Here is a 15,435-nt window from a genome sequence, read left to right on the forward strand (position 1 = left end):
ATGGATAAAACCACTTCTGGAGAAGTTATGAAAAACAACCGTAAAACGTCACGCAACCTGACTCCGGCTCTGCTATCTGCAGCCGTGTTAGCAGCCTCACTGACAACCACTGGTCAGGTTCAGGCAAATGCAACAATGGATGCACTCACAGATGGCAAAATTCTTAATAACTTCCGCCTGCGTTATGAGACCGCCGATACCGACGGTGGGGCAGATTCAGCAACTGCTTTGACATTACGTTCACGCGTGGGTTATGAAACCGCTGATTTTTCCGGCTTCAAACTGTTAGCTGAACTGGAAGATATTCGTGCCATTGTTGACGAATATGCACCAGAAGATGCAGATTACGATGTGATTGCCGATCCGGAAAATACCGAATGGAATCGCTTCCAGCTGTCTTACGCCAAAGATGGTGTATCAGCGATTGTAGGTCGCCAACGCATCATTCTGGATAACGCGCGCTTTATTGGTAACGTTGGCTGGCGTCAAAACGAAGTAACCTACGATGCCGTAAAACTGGGTTATAAAAAGGATAAATTGAACCTGACCTACGCCTACATCGATCAGCGTAACTTCCTGAACTTTACCGCCAATGACACCAGCGACCACTTATTAAACGCGTCTTATAGTGGCTTACCCGTGGGCAAAGTAGCTGGTTATGCTTACCTGCTGGATAACAAAGATTCAGAAACCACCATTAATACCTACGGTGCGTACCTGGATGGCAAGCAAAAGCTGGATTCTCTGACGGTGTTATACCGGGCTGAATTTGCCACTCAGAATCGTGAATTAAAAAACGGTACTGAATTCGATACCAGTTACGTATTGCTGGAAGGGGGCGTTAAAGTTTCTGGGTTTACCTTCAAACTGGGTAACGAAATCAAAGGCTCCGACGACGGTAACGGTGGATTCATTACCCCATACGGTACCAACCATAAGTTTGGTGGCTGGGCAGACCGCTACCTCGGCACACCAGCAGCGGGTCTGGATGATAAATACGCGTTGGTTGCAACCAAGGCCGGTCCGGTAAAACTGGTCGCGGCTTATCACACCTACTCAGGCGTTGACGACAGCGAAGATTTTGGCAGCGAAATTAATTTACTGGCCGCCGGTAAGATCAACAAGAACTTCACTGCTGGTATCAAATATGCGGCATTTTCTGAAGGAGATGACGCGGCTAACGATACCAATAAGCTGTGGGCATGGATCGGCGCTAAGTTCTGATCAAGCGATAGTTTAAGGTTCCTTCATTTACCGTAGTCTCGGATTCTGACAGATATGATGTCAGGTTCCGGGGTTACGGTGTTTTTATTTTGTAGACTCAAATTTGGTTAACGACATGACAACAAACAATTTGGTTATTATTGGTAACGGTATGGCGGCTAATCGCCTATTGGAAGAACTGGGTAATCAACATCCGTTTGACGAAATCCTGGTACTCAGCGGTGAAACGTCAGCCCACTATAACCGCATTATGTTGTCACCATTATTGGCTGGTGAAACCACACTGGCAGAGATCACGCCCCACGACGATAACTGGTATCAAACTCGTCGCATTCGCGTACTTTTGAATCACTGGGTCAGCGACATCCGACATAGCGACAACATGATTGTTTGTGCCAATGGCGCACAATTCAGCTATCAGGCACTGGTCATGGCCACTGGCTCAGAATCATTTATTCCTGCTCTGCCCGGCGTCGACGCCGAAAACGTCATCGGCTTTCGTGATTTACATGACGTCGATTATATGCTGGAACGTTCACCCAACATGAACAAAGCCACCGTTATTGGTGCCGGCTTATTAGGCGTTGAGGCCGCAGTTGGTCTGCGCTCTCATGGTATCGATGTCACGCTGTTGCATCGTAACCCGGTATTGATGAACCGTCAGCTGGATGATGAAGCATCGGATTTACTTGCTACCGCTCTCGAACAGCGCGGTATCCGTGTGGTTACCGGAGCAGACAACATCCGTATCCATAAAAATAATAATCTGGCTGATACCATCCGCTGGAATAAATCAGAAGATGATACTGAAGCAACAACCGATCTGGTGGTTTTTGCGACCGGCATTAAACCCACCATCCAGGTGGCTCAGCTTGCCGGGCTGCTGTGTGATCGCGGCATACAGGTTGATGAGTGCATGCGCACCAGCGTTGAGGGAATCTATGCACTGGGTGAATGCTGCCAGTTTGAACAATTCACCTACGGACTGGTCGCACCAATCTGGGAGCAGGCGAAAGTACTGGCTGCTGAACTGAAGGATAAAAGCAGTACCCTGGCCTACCAGGAAAATCAGCATTTAACCAAACTCAAAGTATCGGGTCTGGACGTGCACAGCCTCGGTCAGATTCATGCGGAACAGGGCGACGAAGAAATTGTTTTACGTGATCCACAACAAGCTATTTACAAGAAGTTAATTCTTAACAACAACCGTTTGGTGGGCGCTTTGTGTGTGGGCGACGTTATCGATAGTCAGTGGTATTTTTCTCTGATGCGCAATGGCGATGATGTTTCAGCTTATCGTTCACTTCTCACTCTCGGACAGCTGTTTTGCGACAATGCCGCATAATTCAGACTAACCACGGATAAGGATTCAGGCCATGGATGGGCCTGTCGACTTTACATCAACACGAACAACTTTGCTGTGGCAGTATATATCGCCTGGCGAGGTGTGCAGATAGCCTGCCAGTCAGGCTATCAACAATAGTTGCTGAACAATAACGATAGCCAATAACAACAAACTCGTGCCCTGCCAGAAACGCAGAGGATTTCGCTCAATCAGCGGACGCTTTGCCGCCATACCAACCAAGGCGGGATTTGGCTGGTTCAGATCCTGCCACAGTTCAGAATATGCCCGATGTCGTTTTTGAATGTTCGGGTGACAGGCTTTTTCCAGTGCTAAATCAAGCCATGCCGGGACATCAGAACGGTGAAATGCCAACGAACGATATTGCCATTCAGAGATGGACTTAGGGGTCTTGCGATGTATTTCATCCATCTCGTAGGGGGTTGTGCCAGCCAACATTTCATAAATGATAACTGCCAGAGAGAACAGATCACTTTGTGTTCTGGCAACACCATTCATCACATATTCGGGGGCAATATAGAACACCGATCCAACCGGGCAGTCCTCTTCAACAGCGTTAGTTACTTCCGCTAATCCCTGAACGGCGACGGTACCAAAATCAATTAATTTAACCTTGCCGTCATTCGTGATCAGAATATTCTCAGGCTTAAGGTCTCGGTGCACCATACCAAGACGCTGAAACGCCCGAAGGCCATGAATAACCTGCTCAACAAGATCACGCACCTCTTTTAACGCGGGTCTGGGATGGTCGTGCATCCATTGTCGAAGCGAACTTCCCTCGACATATTCGCACAAGTGATAGAGAAAGCGACTACCGTCGCGCACCGTGTAAATTTTCATGACATTGCCATGATCAACGCGATTACCGACCCATTGCTCACGTGAAAATCCATCAAGATACACCAGATCGTCACTGAAATTGGCAGACGGTGCCTTTAACACAAACTTTCTTTGCTCGCTGTTTTCAACCAGATAAACATGGCTGCGGGTGCCACTGTATAACACCTTCTGAACCCGCAGCTGATCAATCTTATGGCCCACTTCCAATACTGGTGGAATAATTCTTTCACTCAACTGTCGCTGAGCTTCAACAATATCAGGCGCTGGTGTTTGCTCGATACGTAATACAAAACAGCTGCAATTATCGTCGCTGCCGCGCTGTAATGCCTGATCAACCAGTTTTTGACAGGCCTGTTCAAACTGATACTGCTGGTCTTCTGCGGTGAGTTGTGAGAACCAGTGTTTTATTTCGCTGGTACTAAAAAAATCATGCACGCCGTCAGTAGAAAATAAAAAACAATCGCCTGGATGAATATCTACACAGTGGTAGTCGACTTCCAGATGATTATCCATTCCCAACGCCCGACTCAGGTAAACTTTACCGCCCTTTTCCGGATTTCCCTGGCTGATGCAATGATCGCGGGTAAGCTGTTCAAATTCAGCGTCGTGACTATCCTCAGCCATCCGGAAACGATAAATCCGACTGTCACCCGCGTGAAAAATATGAGCACTGTTGGATTTGGCAATTAAGGCACTGAAGGTGGTGACCAGACCATTATGACGAGCACTCGCTTGTTGCCCATGATGGTATAACCAGGCGTTCAACGAAGAAAGCACCTTGCTGGCAGATGTTTTGACATCCCAACTGTCCGGTGTGCAATAGTAATCCTGCAAAAAATGAGTAACAGCTGTACTGGAAGCTAGTTGCGCCTGATCACTGCAGCTCACACCATCAGCGATGCAAACACCAATACCTTTGTATTTTGCCTGAGACAAACCTGGCTGATGGGCAGCAAAGGCATCCTGATTTTCATCTTTCACACCTGCCGTCGAATAACCACCAAAACTGACTTGTAATTGCTCACCCATCACAACCGCCATATCCACGCTTAAAAGTTCGGATGTACCTTAACTTTGTTCCTCGATTTCCTGTTCAAGTGAACATCATTCTTCAACATCAAAAAACAGAAATAGCCATACTCTTTCTGTCACCGAATCGTACAGCACATTCCTGTGCTGGCGATCCGGTCGCAACATCCTGTTGCTGCTTCAAAAGAGTATGACTATCTCTGTTTTAAATTTCGATTAAGAAACCTTAATTAACTCAACCGAACCATCTTCATTGATCTCTGCCATATGACCCTTTGGTTCTTCCATTGCCAACAGCGCAACGAAACCAACAACCGCGGTAGCAGCAATTACCAGGAAGAAGGTTGAATAATCAACCAGCGACAATACCGTCAGATAAGTTACGGCACCAACGTTACCGTATGCTCCGGTCATGCCAGCAATCTGGCCGGTTAAACGACGCTTGATTAATGGTACAGCGGCAAATACCGCACCTTCGCCGGATTGTACAAAAAAGGAACAGGCCATCGCTGCGACAACTGCCAACCACAGAGGCCAACTACTATCCACCATGGACATCACGCAATAACCCACGGCCAACCCAGCAGTCAGAATTAATAGTGTCGATTTACGACCAAATTTATCCGATAGCCAGCCGCCCCCCGGACGCGACATCAGATTCATAAAAGCGTATGCCGATGCCACCATACCCGCTAGAACGGGTGTTAATTCGAAAGTTTCAGCAAAGAACAATGGCAACATTGAAACCACAGCCAACTCAGAACCGAAGGTCGCAAAGTACAATACGTTTAATACTGCAACCTGCTTGAATTTATACTGATGAACTTCGTCCACCGGGGCTTCAAACACGTGTTTGTTCACTTTCCAGACATGAGACAACTCATACAAAAACAGCAGCACCAAACCAACGTAACAGAGCAACGCTGTGGTTTCAGACAACAGGCTGACACCTGCTGGCGACAACTTCCAGGTCAGCAATGCCAATGCAGCGTACATTGGCACTTTCATAATCAGCAGGAAGAAAAAATCACCTTTGCTGGTCACTTCAAGAGCGCCGAGGTTTTTCGGGCGGAAATACGTCGACCCTTTTGGAGTATCAGACACGTTGGCATAAAAGATAAAGGCAAATGCCAGGCTTAGCGCGCCGGTAATGCCAACGGCATAGCGCCAGCCATCATCTCCCCCAAAGGCCAGAGCAACCACTGGCAAGGTAAATGCCGCAGCAGCGGAACCAAAGTTCCCCCAACCACCGTAAATGCCCTCAGCCATTCCCAGTTCATTAGCTGGGAACCATTCACTCACCAGACGAATACCGATGACAAAGCCGGCGCCAATAAAGCCCAACAGGAATCGGGCAATTGCTGCCTGGGTAAAATCGTCTGCCAGCGCGAACATGAAGCACGGTATGGAGCAAATCGCCAATAATGCGGAATAGACCAGTCGCGGTCCAAAGCGATCGGTCAGCATACCAATGACAACTCGCGCCGGAATGGTCAATGCAACGTTCAGAATCAACAGGGTTTTTACTTCCGACGGTGCCAGCCCCAGGCTGGCTGCAATGGCCTGCAATAAAGGAGCGTGATTAAACCACACCAGAAACGTGATAAAAAATGCCATCCAGCTTAAATGCAGTGTTTTCATTTTCCCGCTGAATGAAAAAATATTGAATTTTTCCGTAGTCATAACTAAACCTTACTCACTAAATCTCTTATGCCGCTAACAGTATCTGATCGTTCTCGACTTTAACCTGAAACGTTTTTATGGAAACTTCACCGTCTTCGAGGCACACACCCGTGGCCAGGTCAAAGTGTTGTTTGTACAGCGGTGATGCCACAACCAACTGTTCACCGATAGAGCCAATAATACCGCGAGATAGTACATTAGCTTTACCAAACGGATCGTAATTGGATACAGCAAATACCTGCTCTGTATCACCTAAACGAAACAACGCTACCTGCTCTCCGGATAGCGCAGCACAAACACCGGTATCGGGAGCAATATCATTTAAATCACATACAGCAATCCAGTCAGACATCACGGATCTCCTGAAAATAAATATACATTTTATGAAAATTAGTGCGCCCGGTAGCCGTATACCGGGCTTCGATTAATTACAGTTAGCCTACCGGATTCAGTTCGATCAGTTCGATCTTCTCTGCTTCCGTTGCCGGACGACGCTGACCACGCTCGCGCACATAGTACAAAGCACTGTCTTCGTTGTCGGAGTTGATAAAGTGCTTAAAGCGCTTCAATTTCTCGGTGTCGTTAATAGTGGTTTTCCACTCGCATTGGTAAGTGCTCACGACTTTTGTCATGGCATTTTCAAGTTCACTATTAATATTCAGTTTATCGTCAATGACCACCTGTCTGAGATAATCCAATCCCCCTTCGAGGTTTTCCATCCATACCGAAGTACGCTGCAGACGATCACCGGTACGGACGTAGAACATCAGAATACGGTCGATGTATTTCACCAATGTATCGTCATCAAGATCGGTTGCAAATAAATCACCGTGACGTGGACGCATACCGCCGTTACCACAAACATACAGATTCCAGCCGTTCTCTGTTGCAATAACACCAATGTCTTTACTTTGTGCCTCGGCACATTCACGTGTACAACCGGAAACTGCAAATTTGATTTTATGCGGTGCACGCAGCCCCTTATAACGATCCTCCAACGCAATCGCCATGGATACAGAATCCAGTACACCATAACGACACCAGGTGCTGCCGACGCAGGATTTGACCGTACGCAGCGATTTACCATAGGCGTGGCCGGTCTCAAATCCGGCATCCACCAGCTTGCCCCAGATTTCTGGCAGCTCATGCAGTTGCGCACCAAATAAATCGATGCGCTGACCGCCGGTAATTTTGGTGTACAAGTCGTACTCTTTTGCCACTTCCCCCAGCAGGATCAGTTTTTCTGGTGTGATCTCGCCACCGGCAACGCGCGGCACAATCGAATACGTGCCATCCTTCTGCATGTTTCCGAGGAAAATATCGTTGGTGTCCTGCAAACCAATATGATCGTCTTTAAGAACGTATTCATTTTCGAATGAAGCCAGAATCGAACCAATGGTTGGCTTACAGATTTCGCAACCATGGCCTTTACCGTGTTCGGCCAAGACTTCCTTAAAGGTCGTCAATCCTTTCACACGAATAATATCTGCCAGTTCCTGGCGCGAGTATGGGAAATGTTCACACAGGTCGTTATTTACTTCGACACCGAGGGATTCGAGTTCAGCGTCCATGACCTGTTTGGTCAATGCTGCACAGCCACCACAACCTGTCGATGCTTTTGTCGCATCTTTGATATCACCCATGGTACAGCAACCGCCCTGCACCGCAGCGGCAATGTCACCCTTGGTCACATCAAAACAGGAACAGATCTGCGCCGTCTCAGGTAATGCAGCAACACCCAATCCAGCACCACCTTCTTCGTCGGATGCAGCCGGTAACAATAGGGCGGCCGGATCACCCGGTATATCCATATCATTCAGTTTCAGCTGCAACAGAGAGCCATAAGCTTCCACATCACCGACCAAGACAGCCCCCAGCAGCTTCTTGCCATCGGCCGACACAATCAAACGCTTGTAAACGTCACTGACTTCGTCTTTGAAGACGTAGCTCTGACAACCTTCACTGCTGCCGTGTGCATCGCCAATGGAAGCCACATCAAGCCCGAGTAACTTCAGTTTGGTCGACATATCAGCACCCTGGAATTCCAATGTCGCTGTTTCGCCACTGAAACTGGCCTGTATATGATTAATCGCTACTTTGGCCATCTGATAACCCGGCGCGACCAAACCATAGATTTTGTTGTCCCACAAAGCACATTCACCAATGGCGTAAATGTCCGGATCGGAGGTTTGGCATGAATCGTTAATCACAATGCCGCCTCGCTCACCAATCGTCAGGTCAAACTGACGTGCGAGCTCGTCCTGCGGGCGAATACCCGCAGAGAATAAAATCATGTCGGTTTCCAGAAAACTGCCGTCGGCAAAATTCATGCGGTAACGACAGTTCTCACCCGCAACAATTTCCTGAGTGTTTTTCTCGGTATGAACCCGCACACCTAAACCTTCAATCTGTGTACGTAACAGCTCACCACCACCATCATCAAGCTGCACCGCCATCAAACGCGGGGCAAATTCGACAACATGTGTCTCCAACCCAGCTTGCTTTAAAGCATTGGCAGCCTCTAACCCAAGTAAACCACCACCAACAACAACACCAACCTTACTCTGTTCAGCCGAAGCAGAGATGGCTTCCAAATCTTCAATGGTGCGGTAAACCAGACAATGATCCTGATCTTTACCCGGAATCGGTGGAACAAATGGGTAAGAGCCGGTAGCCAATACCAATTTATCGTAGCTTTCGGTTAATCCGTTTGCAGTGGTAATGGTTTTATCTGCGCTGTTGATAGCGACTACTTTGTCATTCAGTAGGTAACGGATATTCTGTTGCTGGTATTCGTCTTCGTTGGTTAACGATAAATCGTCTGCGGTTGCGCCGGAGAAATATTTACTGAGCTGAACACGGTCGTAAGCCAGACGAGGCTCTTCAGAAAAGGTGATTAATTCGTATTCGGACGCGTTTTCAGAGGACGCAAGGGTAGACAAAAACTGATGGCCGACCATGCCGTTGCCGACGACGATGATGCGCTTTTTATTTGCCGTAGCGGAGGCGTTTAATTCGCTCATAATGAACTCTCTCTATCTGGTCATAATTTTTTATGTCTCCTAAGGTGCTTCATTGCCCTCTTCAGTCGCTACGGCGTTGTAACGATGAACATCAAACATGCCTTAGCAAACTAGATGCCAGATAATGGTTTCAGCCATTTATTGGGAGAATTTATCGGAACTGCGGCCGGCACTCGGGATAAAATGCACAACGAACGGGCCAAAGACAGACTATTCGCACCATGCGGGTGCGAATAGCAAATAACCAGAAATTGTGTGTTTAAACACGACAAAACGAGACAACAGGCAGTGAATCAGGTGCTTGATAAGCTGATGCAAAGGCACGCAAAGCACTACCAACTAGGCACTGCCCTCCAGCACCGCAATACTTAACTGATTACGGCCGTTTTGTTTGGCTTTGTATAACGCCTGGTCCGCTTTTTCCAGCATGCCTTCTAAGCTCAGCCCAGGATCACAACAAACCAGACCACCCGAAAAAGAATAATTAAATTCCGGGCAAGGGCTTTGTTCTTTTAAACGTGCAGCAACGCGATCGAGAATCTGCTGGGCGGTTTCCGGGCCTGTTTCACTTAAAGCAAGAACAAATTCTTCGCCGCCCCAGCGACCAACAATATCGTTTTCTCGCAAACAGGATTTCAACGTCATAGCAAAATGCTTGATAACCTTGTCGCCTATCGCATGACCATAGCTGTCGTTAATCGACTTGAAGCGGTCCAGATCCAGCATCGCCAAACACATATTGTGGCCATAACGACGGTAACGTATACGTTCCTCCTCCAGTCGTCGCATGGTCTCCCGGCGATTCAACAGTCCGGTTAGCGAATCACGCATCACCAGATTACGAACCGTACGACCCCGTCGAATACGGGATTCAACCGCGGATAACAAATCCGCCGAGCGCACCGGTTTCGTGAGAAAGGTATCCGCCCCGGTGCATAACGACGTTAACTGCTGCTGCGGGCTCATTTCACACGACAGAAAAACAATGGGAACCGAAATCAGATTCTCCATTTGACGAATGATGCCTGCCAGCTCCTGACCGTTGATATCAGGCATGTATAAATCCAACAGAATCAGATCAGGAATATTGTCCTGCAGGTAGGGCATCAACTGCTCAACTGGCGCAGCAATAGTATGAGTAACAAACCCTGCCGCCTTGAGAATATCAGCATGAAAGTCAGCAACGGATGATTGGTCATCAATTACCAATACGTGATACGGGTCTCGTTCAAACCGCTCGCTGAGTGCATCCAACTCCAATAGCACCTGATTCACATCAATCGGTGTCGTGAAAAATGCCTGCCCTCCCATCCGCACTGCAATGGCACGGAACTGCAGGGTATCTTCACTGCTGATTGCGATCACCGGCCACTGCTTATTATTTTCCGCCATATCGATCAGCCAACTGTGCTGCCTGTCAGACAGCTCATCGAGATCAATGATCACAGCAAACGTATTGGCTTCTTCCCGAGCCAACAGGTGCGAAATCGAATCAACCATCTTCGCTTGATAGCCAGCAGCCGCTATTGCACTTTCTAGAGCCACTGTGGCCTCATTACGCCCCAAAATGAGGACATGTAAGGGCTGCCCTTTAATATACTGATGTACTGTGCGATGCAGCAGCGGCGCCCCATCTGATGCGGCAAAGGCTTCGCCTGAAACCGTTGTAATATCCGTCATTTAATCCGCTCAAACTCGATAAGTTACCGCTGGAGTCTAGCAGCGCTGATATAAGACGACATGGGAATAGCATCCTAGCAGGGCAAAAAATGCTGTATTTACTACCTTCTTGGGTATTTCTGAGGGCTGACTCATACTAAAGAGCGAGCAATAGCAAACTTCGCAACATATCAGTGCACGCCATCCAGTTAACACCCAAATACAGTGCATGCACGACCACCCAACCATTGTGTTTTTCACTGTGACAGGGATCATTCGCTATAAAATAAATCTGGCATCAAACTTGAAAGAGAACACTGACTGGCCCAACAGCCAGTACTTCGGGATACCAGCGCTGGTATTTCAGTTTTCGTGTTGTGTAACAAAGGTCTGTTTTCCTCCGGTCCAGACCTGAGCATTGGCGCTCACAGATTTTTATCTGTGAGCGCTTTTTTTTTGGAAAGTGATCATGAGCGACATAGCTACTCTAACTACCGATACCACTTGCCCCTATTGCGGCGTGGGCTGCGGTGTCAAGGTTGAAACCCATAACGGTGCACCTGCACCGGTAGCCGGGCTGGCCAATCATCCGGCAAACTTCGGCAAGCTATGTGTTAAAGGGTCTGCTTTGCATCAGACACTGGACCATAATGAACGCTTAACCACCCCTCTGCTGAATGGCAGCCCGGCCTCCTGGGATCAGGCACTGAATCTGATCAGCGATAAAATTCAACAGGTTATCAATAATCATGGCCCTGAAGCCGTGGCGTTTTATGGCTCAGGGCAATTGTTGACCGAAGATTACTACGTTGCCAACAAACTGATGAAGGGCTTTATCGGCAGTGCCAATATGGATACCAATTCACGCTTGTGTATGGCCTCTGCAGTGGCTGGCTACAAGCGTGCGTTTGGATCGGATACCGTACCCGGATGTTATGAGGATCTTGAGCAGACCGATCTGATCACCCTGGTTGGCAGCAATCCGGCCTGGGCTCACCCAATTATTTATCAGCGTATCGTCGCGGCGAAACAACGTAACCCATCATTAAAAGTGGTCGTTATCGATCCACGCAAAACTGCCAGCTGCGACATTGCCGATTTACACCTGGCCATTCGACCCGGGGCTGATGCCTATCTTTTTAATGCCCTGCTCAACTATCTGGCAACCACCGATCAGCTTGATCAGCCATTTATTGAAAACTGTACCGATCATTTTGAACAGGCACTGGATCAGGCACGATCCCAAAGCCAGGATTTACAACAGTTATCCGAAAATACGGATCTTGCAGTAAACGATTTGCTGCGCTGGTTCGATTGGTTTGCGACCAGCCCGCGTGCGGTCACTGTTTACTCCATGGGCATCAACCAAAGTGCGACTGGCACGGATAAAGCCAATGCCATTATTAACGCTCACCTCGCCAGCGGGAAAATTGGCAAGCCAGGTTGTGTGCCTTTTTCAATCACGGGTCAGCCAAACGCCATGGGGGGGCGTGAAGTAGGAGGTCTGGCGAATCAATTGGCAGCCCACATGGACTTTTCTGCCGCCGAGCGTGAACGCGTTAAGCGTTTCTGGCAAGCTCCCAGAGTTGCTGAGAAGCCCGGTCTGAAGGCCGTTGAACTGTTCGAGGCAGCGCTGCGTGGCGACATTAAATTTCTCTGGATTATGTCAACCAATCCATTGGTCAGCATGCCGAACGCCGACCTGGTAAAACAAGCACTGGAAAAATGTGAATTGGTGGTGGTTTCTGATTGTATGGCTTACAGCGATACCGCCAGAGCTGCCCATGTATTATTGCCCGCCGCCAGCTGGGGAGAAAAGAATGGTACGGTGACCAATTCGGAACGACGCATCTCCCGCCAGCGCGGATTTATGCCCCCACCGGGAGAAGCCAAACCGGATTGGTGGATTATTTCTCAGGTTGGCCAGCGCCTCGGCTACAAAAACGCTTTTAACTACCAGCATCCAGCTGAAATTTTTGACGAACATGCACGCCTGTCGGCGTTCGAGAACAACGGCAGTCGTGACTTTGATTTATCCGCCTTAGTGGGCATGAGCGAACAGCAATACGATGCGCTGGCGCCGGTTCAATGGCCGGTAAATAATTACTACCCCACCGGAAAAGCACGTTTTTTCGAAGACGGCCGTTTTTTTACCGAAAATAAAAAAGCCCGGTTCCTGAGTGTTGATGCTTGTTTACCGGAACAAGAAAACGCGACAGGTAACCCAGAGCAACCCGGACTCAATATGAACACCGGGCGAATTCGCGATCACTGGCACACCATGACTCGCACCGGCAAAAGTGCTCGTCTGGCACAGCACATCAGCGAACCGTTTATCGAATTGCATCCGGAAGACGCTCAAAATTATGGTGTTAAAGACAATCAACTGGTTGAGGTATTTAACCGTCGCGCCACCATTCGTGTTCGCGCCCGGATCAGCGATCAACAGCGTCGCGGCGACGCATTCGTACCGATGCACTGGAACGATCGATACGCCAATCAGGCGCGCATGGGTACCCTGGTAAACTCTGACCACGACCCGTTCTCGGGTCAGCCAGAACTGAAGATAACCCGCATTCAGCTGCGCCCGCTGCCTTTGACCTGGCAAGGATTTATTTTATCCCGCCAGGATCTGTTCGCCACCGATGGCAGCTTATCACCACTTGATTGCGACTATTGGGCATACGGTTTAACCAGCTCCGGTCATTTTTACGAAGTCGCGGGCAACCAATCGGCTCTCGATTTCATGAACACCTTTAAACAACGCTGCGAACAACAGCTGCCAGGGCAATGGTTATCTCTTGATGATAACCAGCGTCAGCACCATCGCTGGGCCTGCATCAAGGATGGACAGCTGCAGGCGATTGCATTTGTTCAGGGCATTCACGAACCAGAATTCAGCATCAATCGTCAGTGGTTAATTGAACAATTTACTCATGACGATATCGACGCCCTCACCCGCAAAGCGTTGCTGGGGGGAAAGGCACCAGGAAAACAAAGCGACCCGGGAAAGATTATCTGTTCCTGTTTCCAGGTGGGCGAAAATGCAATTAAAGCAGCGATCGAACAAGGTGCAGAGAACGCCGCTGCGCTCGGTCAAAAACTGCAGTGTGGTACCAATTGTGGCTCCTGCATTCCGGAGCTGACGGCTCTGACACAACAATACTGTCGCACTGATACAACGGCAGAATTAATTACCGAATTAGGTGAGAGATAATATGACACACAAGAACTCACATCACAGCAAACCCTCAAATCCATCCGGCACCGCAAATTTTGGCCAGGTTTCCCTGGTGGGCGCCGGTCCAGGCGATCCGGAGTTGTTAACTCTGAAAGCTATGAAAGCCATCAGTCAGGCCGATTGTGTGTTGTACGATGCTCTGATTTCCCAGGAAATACTCGACTTTATCCCGAGCCAATGCACCCGCATTCATGTCGGTAAACGCTGTGGTGATCACAAAATGGGTCAGGCAGATATTCAAACACTATTGGTTTCTTGCGCCCGAAAGTATCAGCGTGTTGTGCGCCTCAAAGGGGGAGATCCCTTTATTTTTGGTCGCGGTGGTGAAGAACTGCAATACCTGCAGCAACGGGGTATCGATGTGACAGTTGTTCCTGGCATAACGGCCGCTGGCGGCTGTGCTGCTGCAGCTAAAATTCCACTGACGCATCGCCATCTAGGTAATGCACTGGTATTGCAAAGTGGTCACAGTCAACATGGCGAGTTTGATCTGCCGCACAATCCCACACGGGTGTTTTATATGGGTGCCAAACAGGCTGGTGCAATCACAGCCCGACTGTTAACCGAGGGCCTGCATGAATCCACCCCCATTGCCATCATCGCCAACGGTACTCTGCCGAACCAACAAGTCTTCAAAGGGGTATTGATGGATTTACCTCATCTGGCAGGCCAATATTCCGGTACAGGTCCGGCGTTAATTGTAGTAGGTGAAGTGGCCGCTCTTGCGGACAACAGCCATTACCAGAGTGAAAGACCGGTCGATCAACAGCGCAGTCATGTCGCCTGATGATGATCTGATGAGCAGCAGCATTAATACTGTTGCTCGGAGTAATACGCACGAATAAAAATCTGTTGTTCTTGAATGACAAAATCAAAGGTATCAATTGCAATGACCGAACCATCACCGTCAGCACTTCGGTAATCCCACTCTAGGTTAATCACCACTTTGCCTTCGCTTTCATTAACCTCAGCGGACCTGACGACCGATTGAATATTGAAGATATCCACGTCCTCCTCGTCCTGAAGAGCAGCGAAAGACGATACATCAATGACTTTAAAGTTGATTTCGTGGGTGGGGATTAATAAGCCGAAGTCCAATGCGTAAGAGACTTCACCACCCGGCTGAAACATTTGAGTGATGGTCTGATAATCGCCTTCAGATTCCAAACGATAATATTGTTCGACTTTCTCAATCAGATCTTCACCTGTGACAGCGACCGCAGGCGCTGAACATACAATAAGCACCGCATAAAACAGTATTTTCATCCATATCTCCGATCAATTTCAGGCACAAACCCTATTAACCGTGAGTGTAAGCAAGAAAACTGAACCTGCGCTAAACATCAACCAACCGCATACAGGCATCAAAAGCG

10 protein-coding genes are annotated in these 15,435 nt (G+C 48.6%); 4 read left to right on the top strand and 6 right to left on the bottom strand.

Annotated features, from left to right (window positions below):
• The first annotated feature begins 27 nt into the window (after positions 1-27).
• Both MK185_00620 and MK185_00625 read left to right on the top strand, forming a co-directional pair.
• On the top strand, positions 28-1,224 hold the full coding sequence (locus MK185_00620) for an alginate export family protein (GenBank protein MCH2039124.1): 1,197 nt from the start codon (positions 28-30) through the stop codon (positions 1,222-1,224).
• A gap of 115 nt (positions 1,225-1,339) precedes the next feature.
• A complete protein-coding gene (locus tag MK185_00625) occupies positions 1,340-2,569 on the top strand; it encodes an FAD-dependent oxidoreductase (protein MCH2039125.1) in 1,230 nt (409 codons plus the stop codon).
• Positions 2,570-2,689: 120 nt separating this feature from the next.
• Here MK185_00625 and MK185_00630 read toward each other — a convergent pair whose 3' ends face one another.
• The 5 genes from MK185_00630 to MK185_00650 form a co-directional block, all read right to left on the bottom strand.
• A complete protein-coding gene (locus MK185_00630; GenBank protein MCH2039126.1) occupies positions 2,690-4,468 on the bottom strand; it encodes a bifunctional protein-serine/threonine kinase/phosphatase in 1,779 nt (592 codons plus the stop codon).
• Between the two features lie 204 nt (positions 4,469-4,672).
• Entirely contained in the window at positions 4,673-6,139 is a 1,467-nt protein-coding gene (locus MK185_00635; GenBank protein MCH2039127.1) for a NarK family nitrate/nitrite MFS transporter, read from the bottom strand.
• 25 nt (positions 6,140-6,164) lie between these two features.
• Positions 6,165-6,491 (bottom strand): nitrite reductase small subunit NirD, encoded by a 327-nt coding sequence (nirD, locus tag MK185_00640; protein MCH2039128.1) that lies wholly within the window; start codon positions 6,489-6,491, stop codon positions 6,165-6,167.
• Positions 6,492-6,573: 82 nt separating this feature from the next.
• Positions 6,574-9,162 (bottom strand): nitrite reductase large subunit NirB, encoded by a 2,589-nt coding sequence (nirB, locus tag MK185_00645; GenBank protein MCH2039129.1) that lies wholly within the window; start codon positions 9,160-9,162, stop codon positions 6,574-6,576.
• 339 nt (positions 9,163-9,501) lie between these two features.
• On the bottom strand, positions 9,502-10,707 hold the full coding sequence (locus MK185_00650) for a diguanylate cyclase (GenBank protein ID MCH2039130.1): 1,206 nt from the start codon (positions 10,705-10,707) through the stop codon (positions 9,502-9,504).
• Positions 10,708-11,290: 583 nt separating this feature from the next.
• Between MK185_00650 and MK185_00655 the strand changes: the two genes are divergently transcribed.
• Positions 11,291-14,038 (top strand): molybdopterin-dependent oxidoreductase, encoded by a 2,748-nt coding sequence (locus MK185_00655; GenBank protein MCH2039131.1) that lies wholly within the window; start codon positions 11,291-11,293, stop codon positions 14,036-14,038.
• 1 nt (position 14,039) lies between these two features.
• Entirely contained in the window at positions 14,040-14,849 is an 810-nt protein-coding gene (gene cobA / locus MK185_00660; protein MCH2039132.1) for a uroporphyrinogen-III C-methyltransferase, read from the top strand.
• Between the two features lie 23 nt (positions 14,850-14,872).
• Here the strand turns inward: cobA and MK185_00665 are convergent, their stop codons facing one another.
• On the bottom strand, positions 14,873-15,328 hold the full coding sequence (locus MK185_00665) for a hypothetical protein (protein ID MCH2039133.1): 456 nt from the start codon (positions 15,326-15,328) through the stop codon (positions 14,873-14,875).
• Between the last annotated feature and the right edge of the window lie 107 nt (positions 15,329-15,435).

This window comes from Saccharospirillaceae bacterium, from assembly GCA_022448365.1.
Taxonomy (GTDB): Bacteria; Pseudomonadota; Gammaproteobacteria; order Pseudomonadales; family Oceanobacteraceae; genus Bacterioplanoides.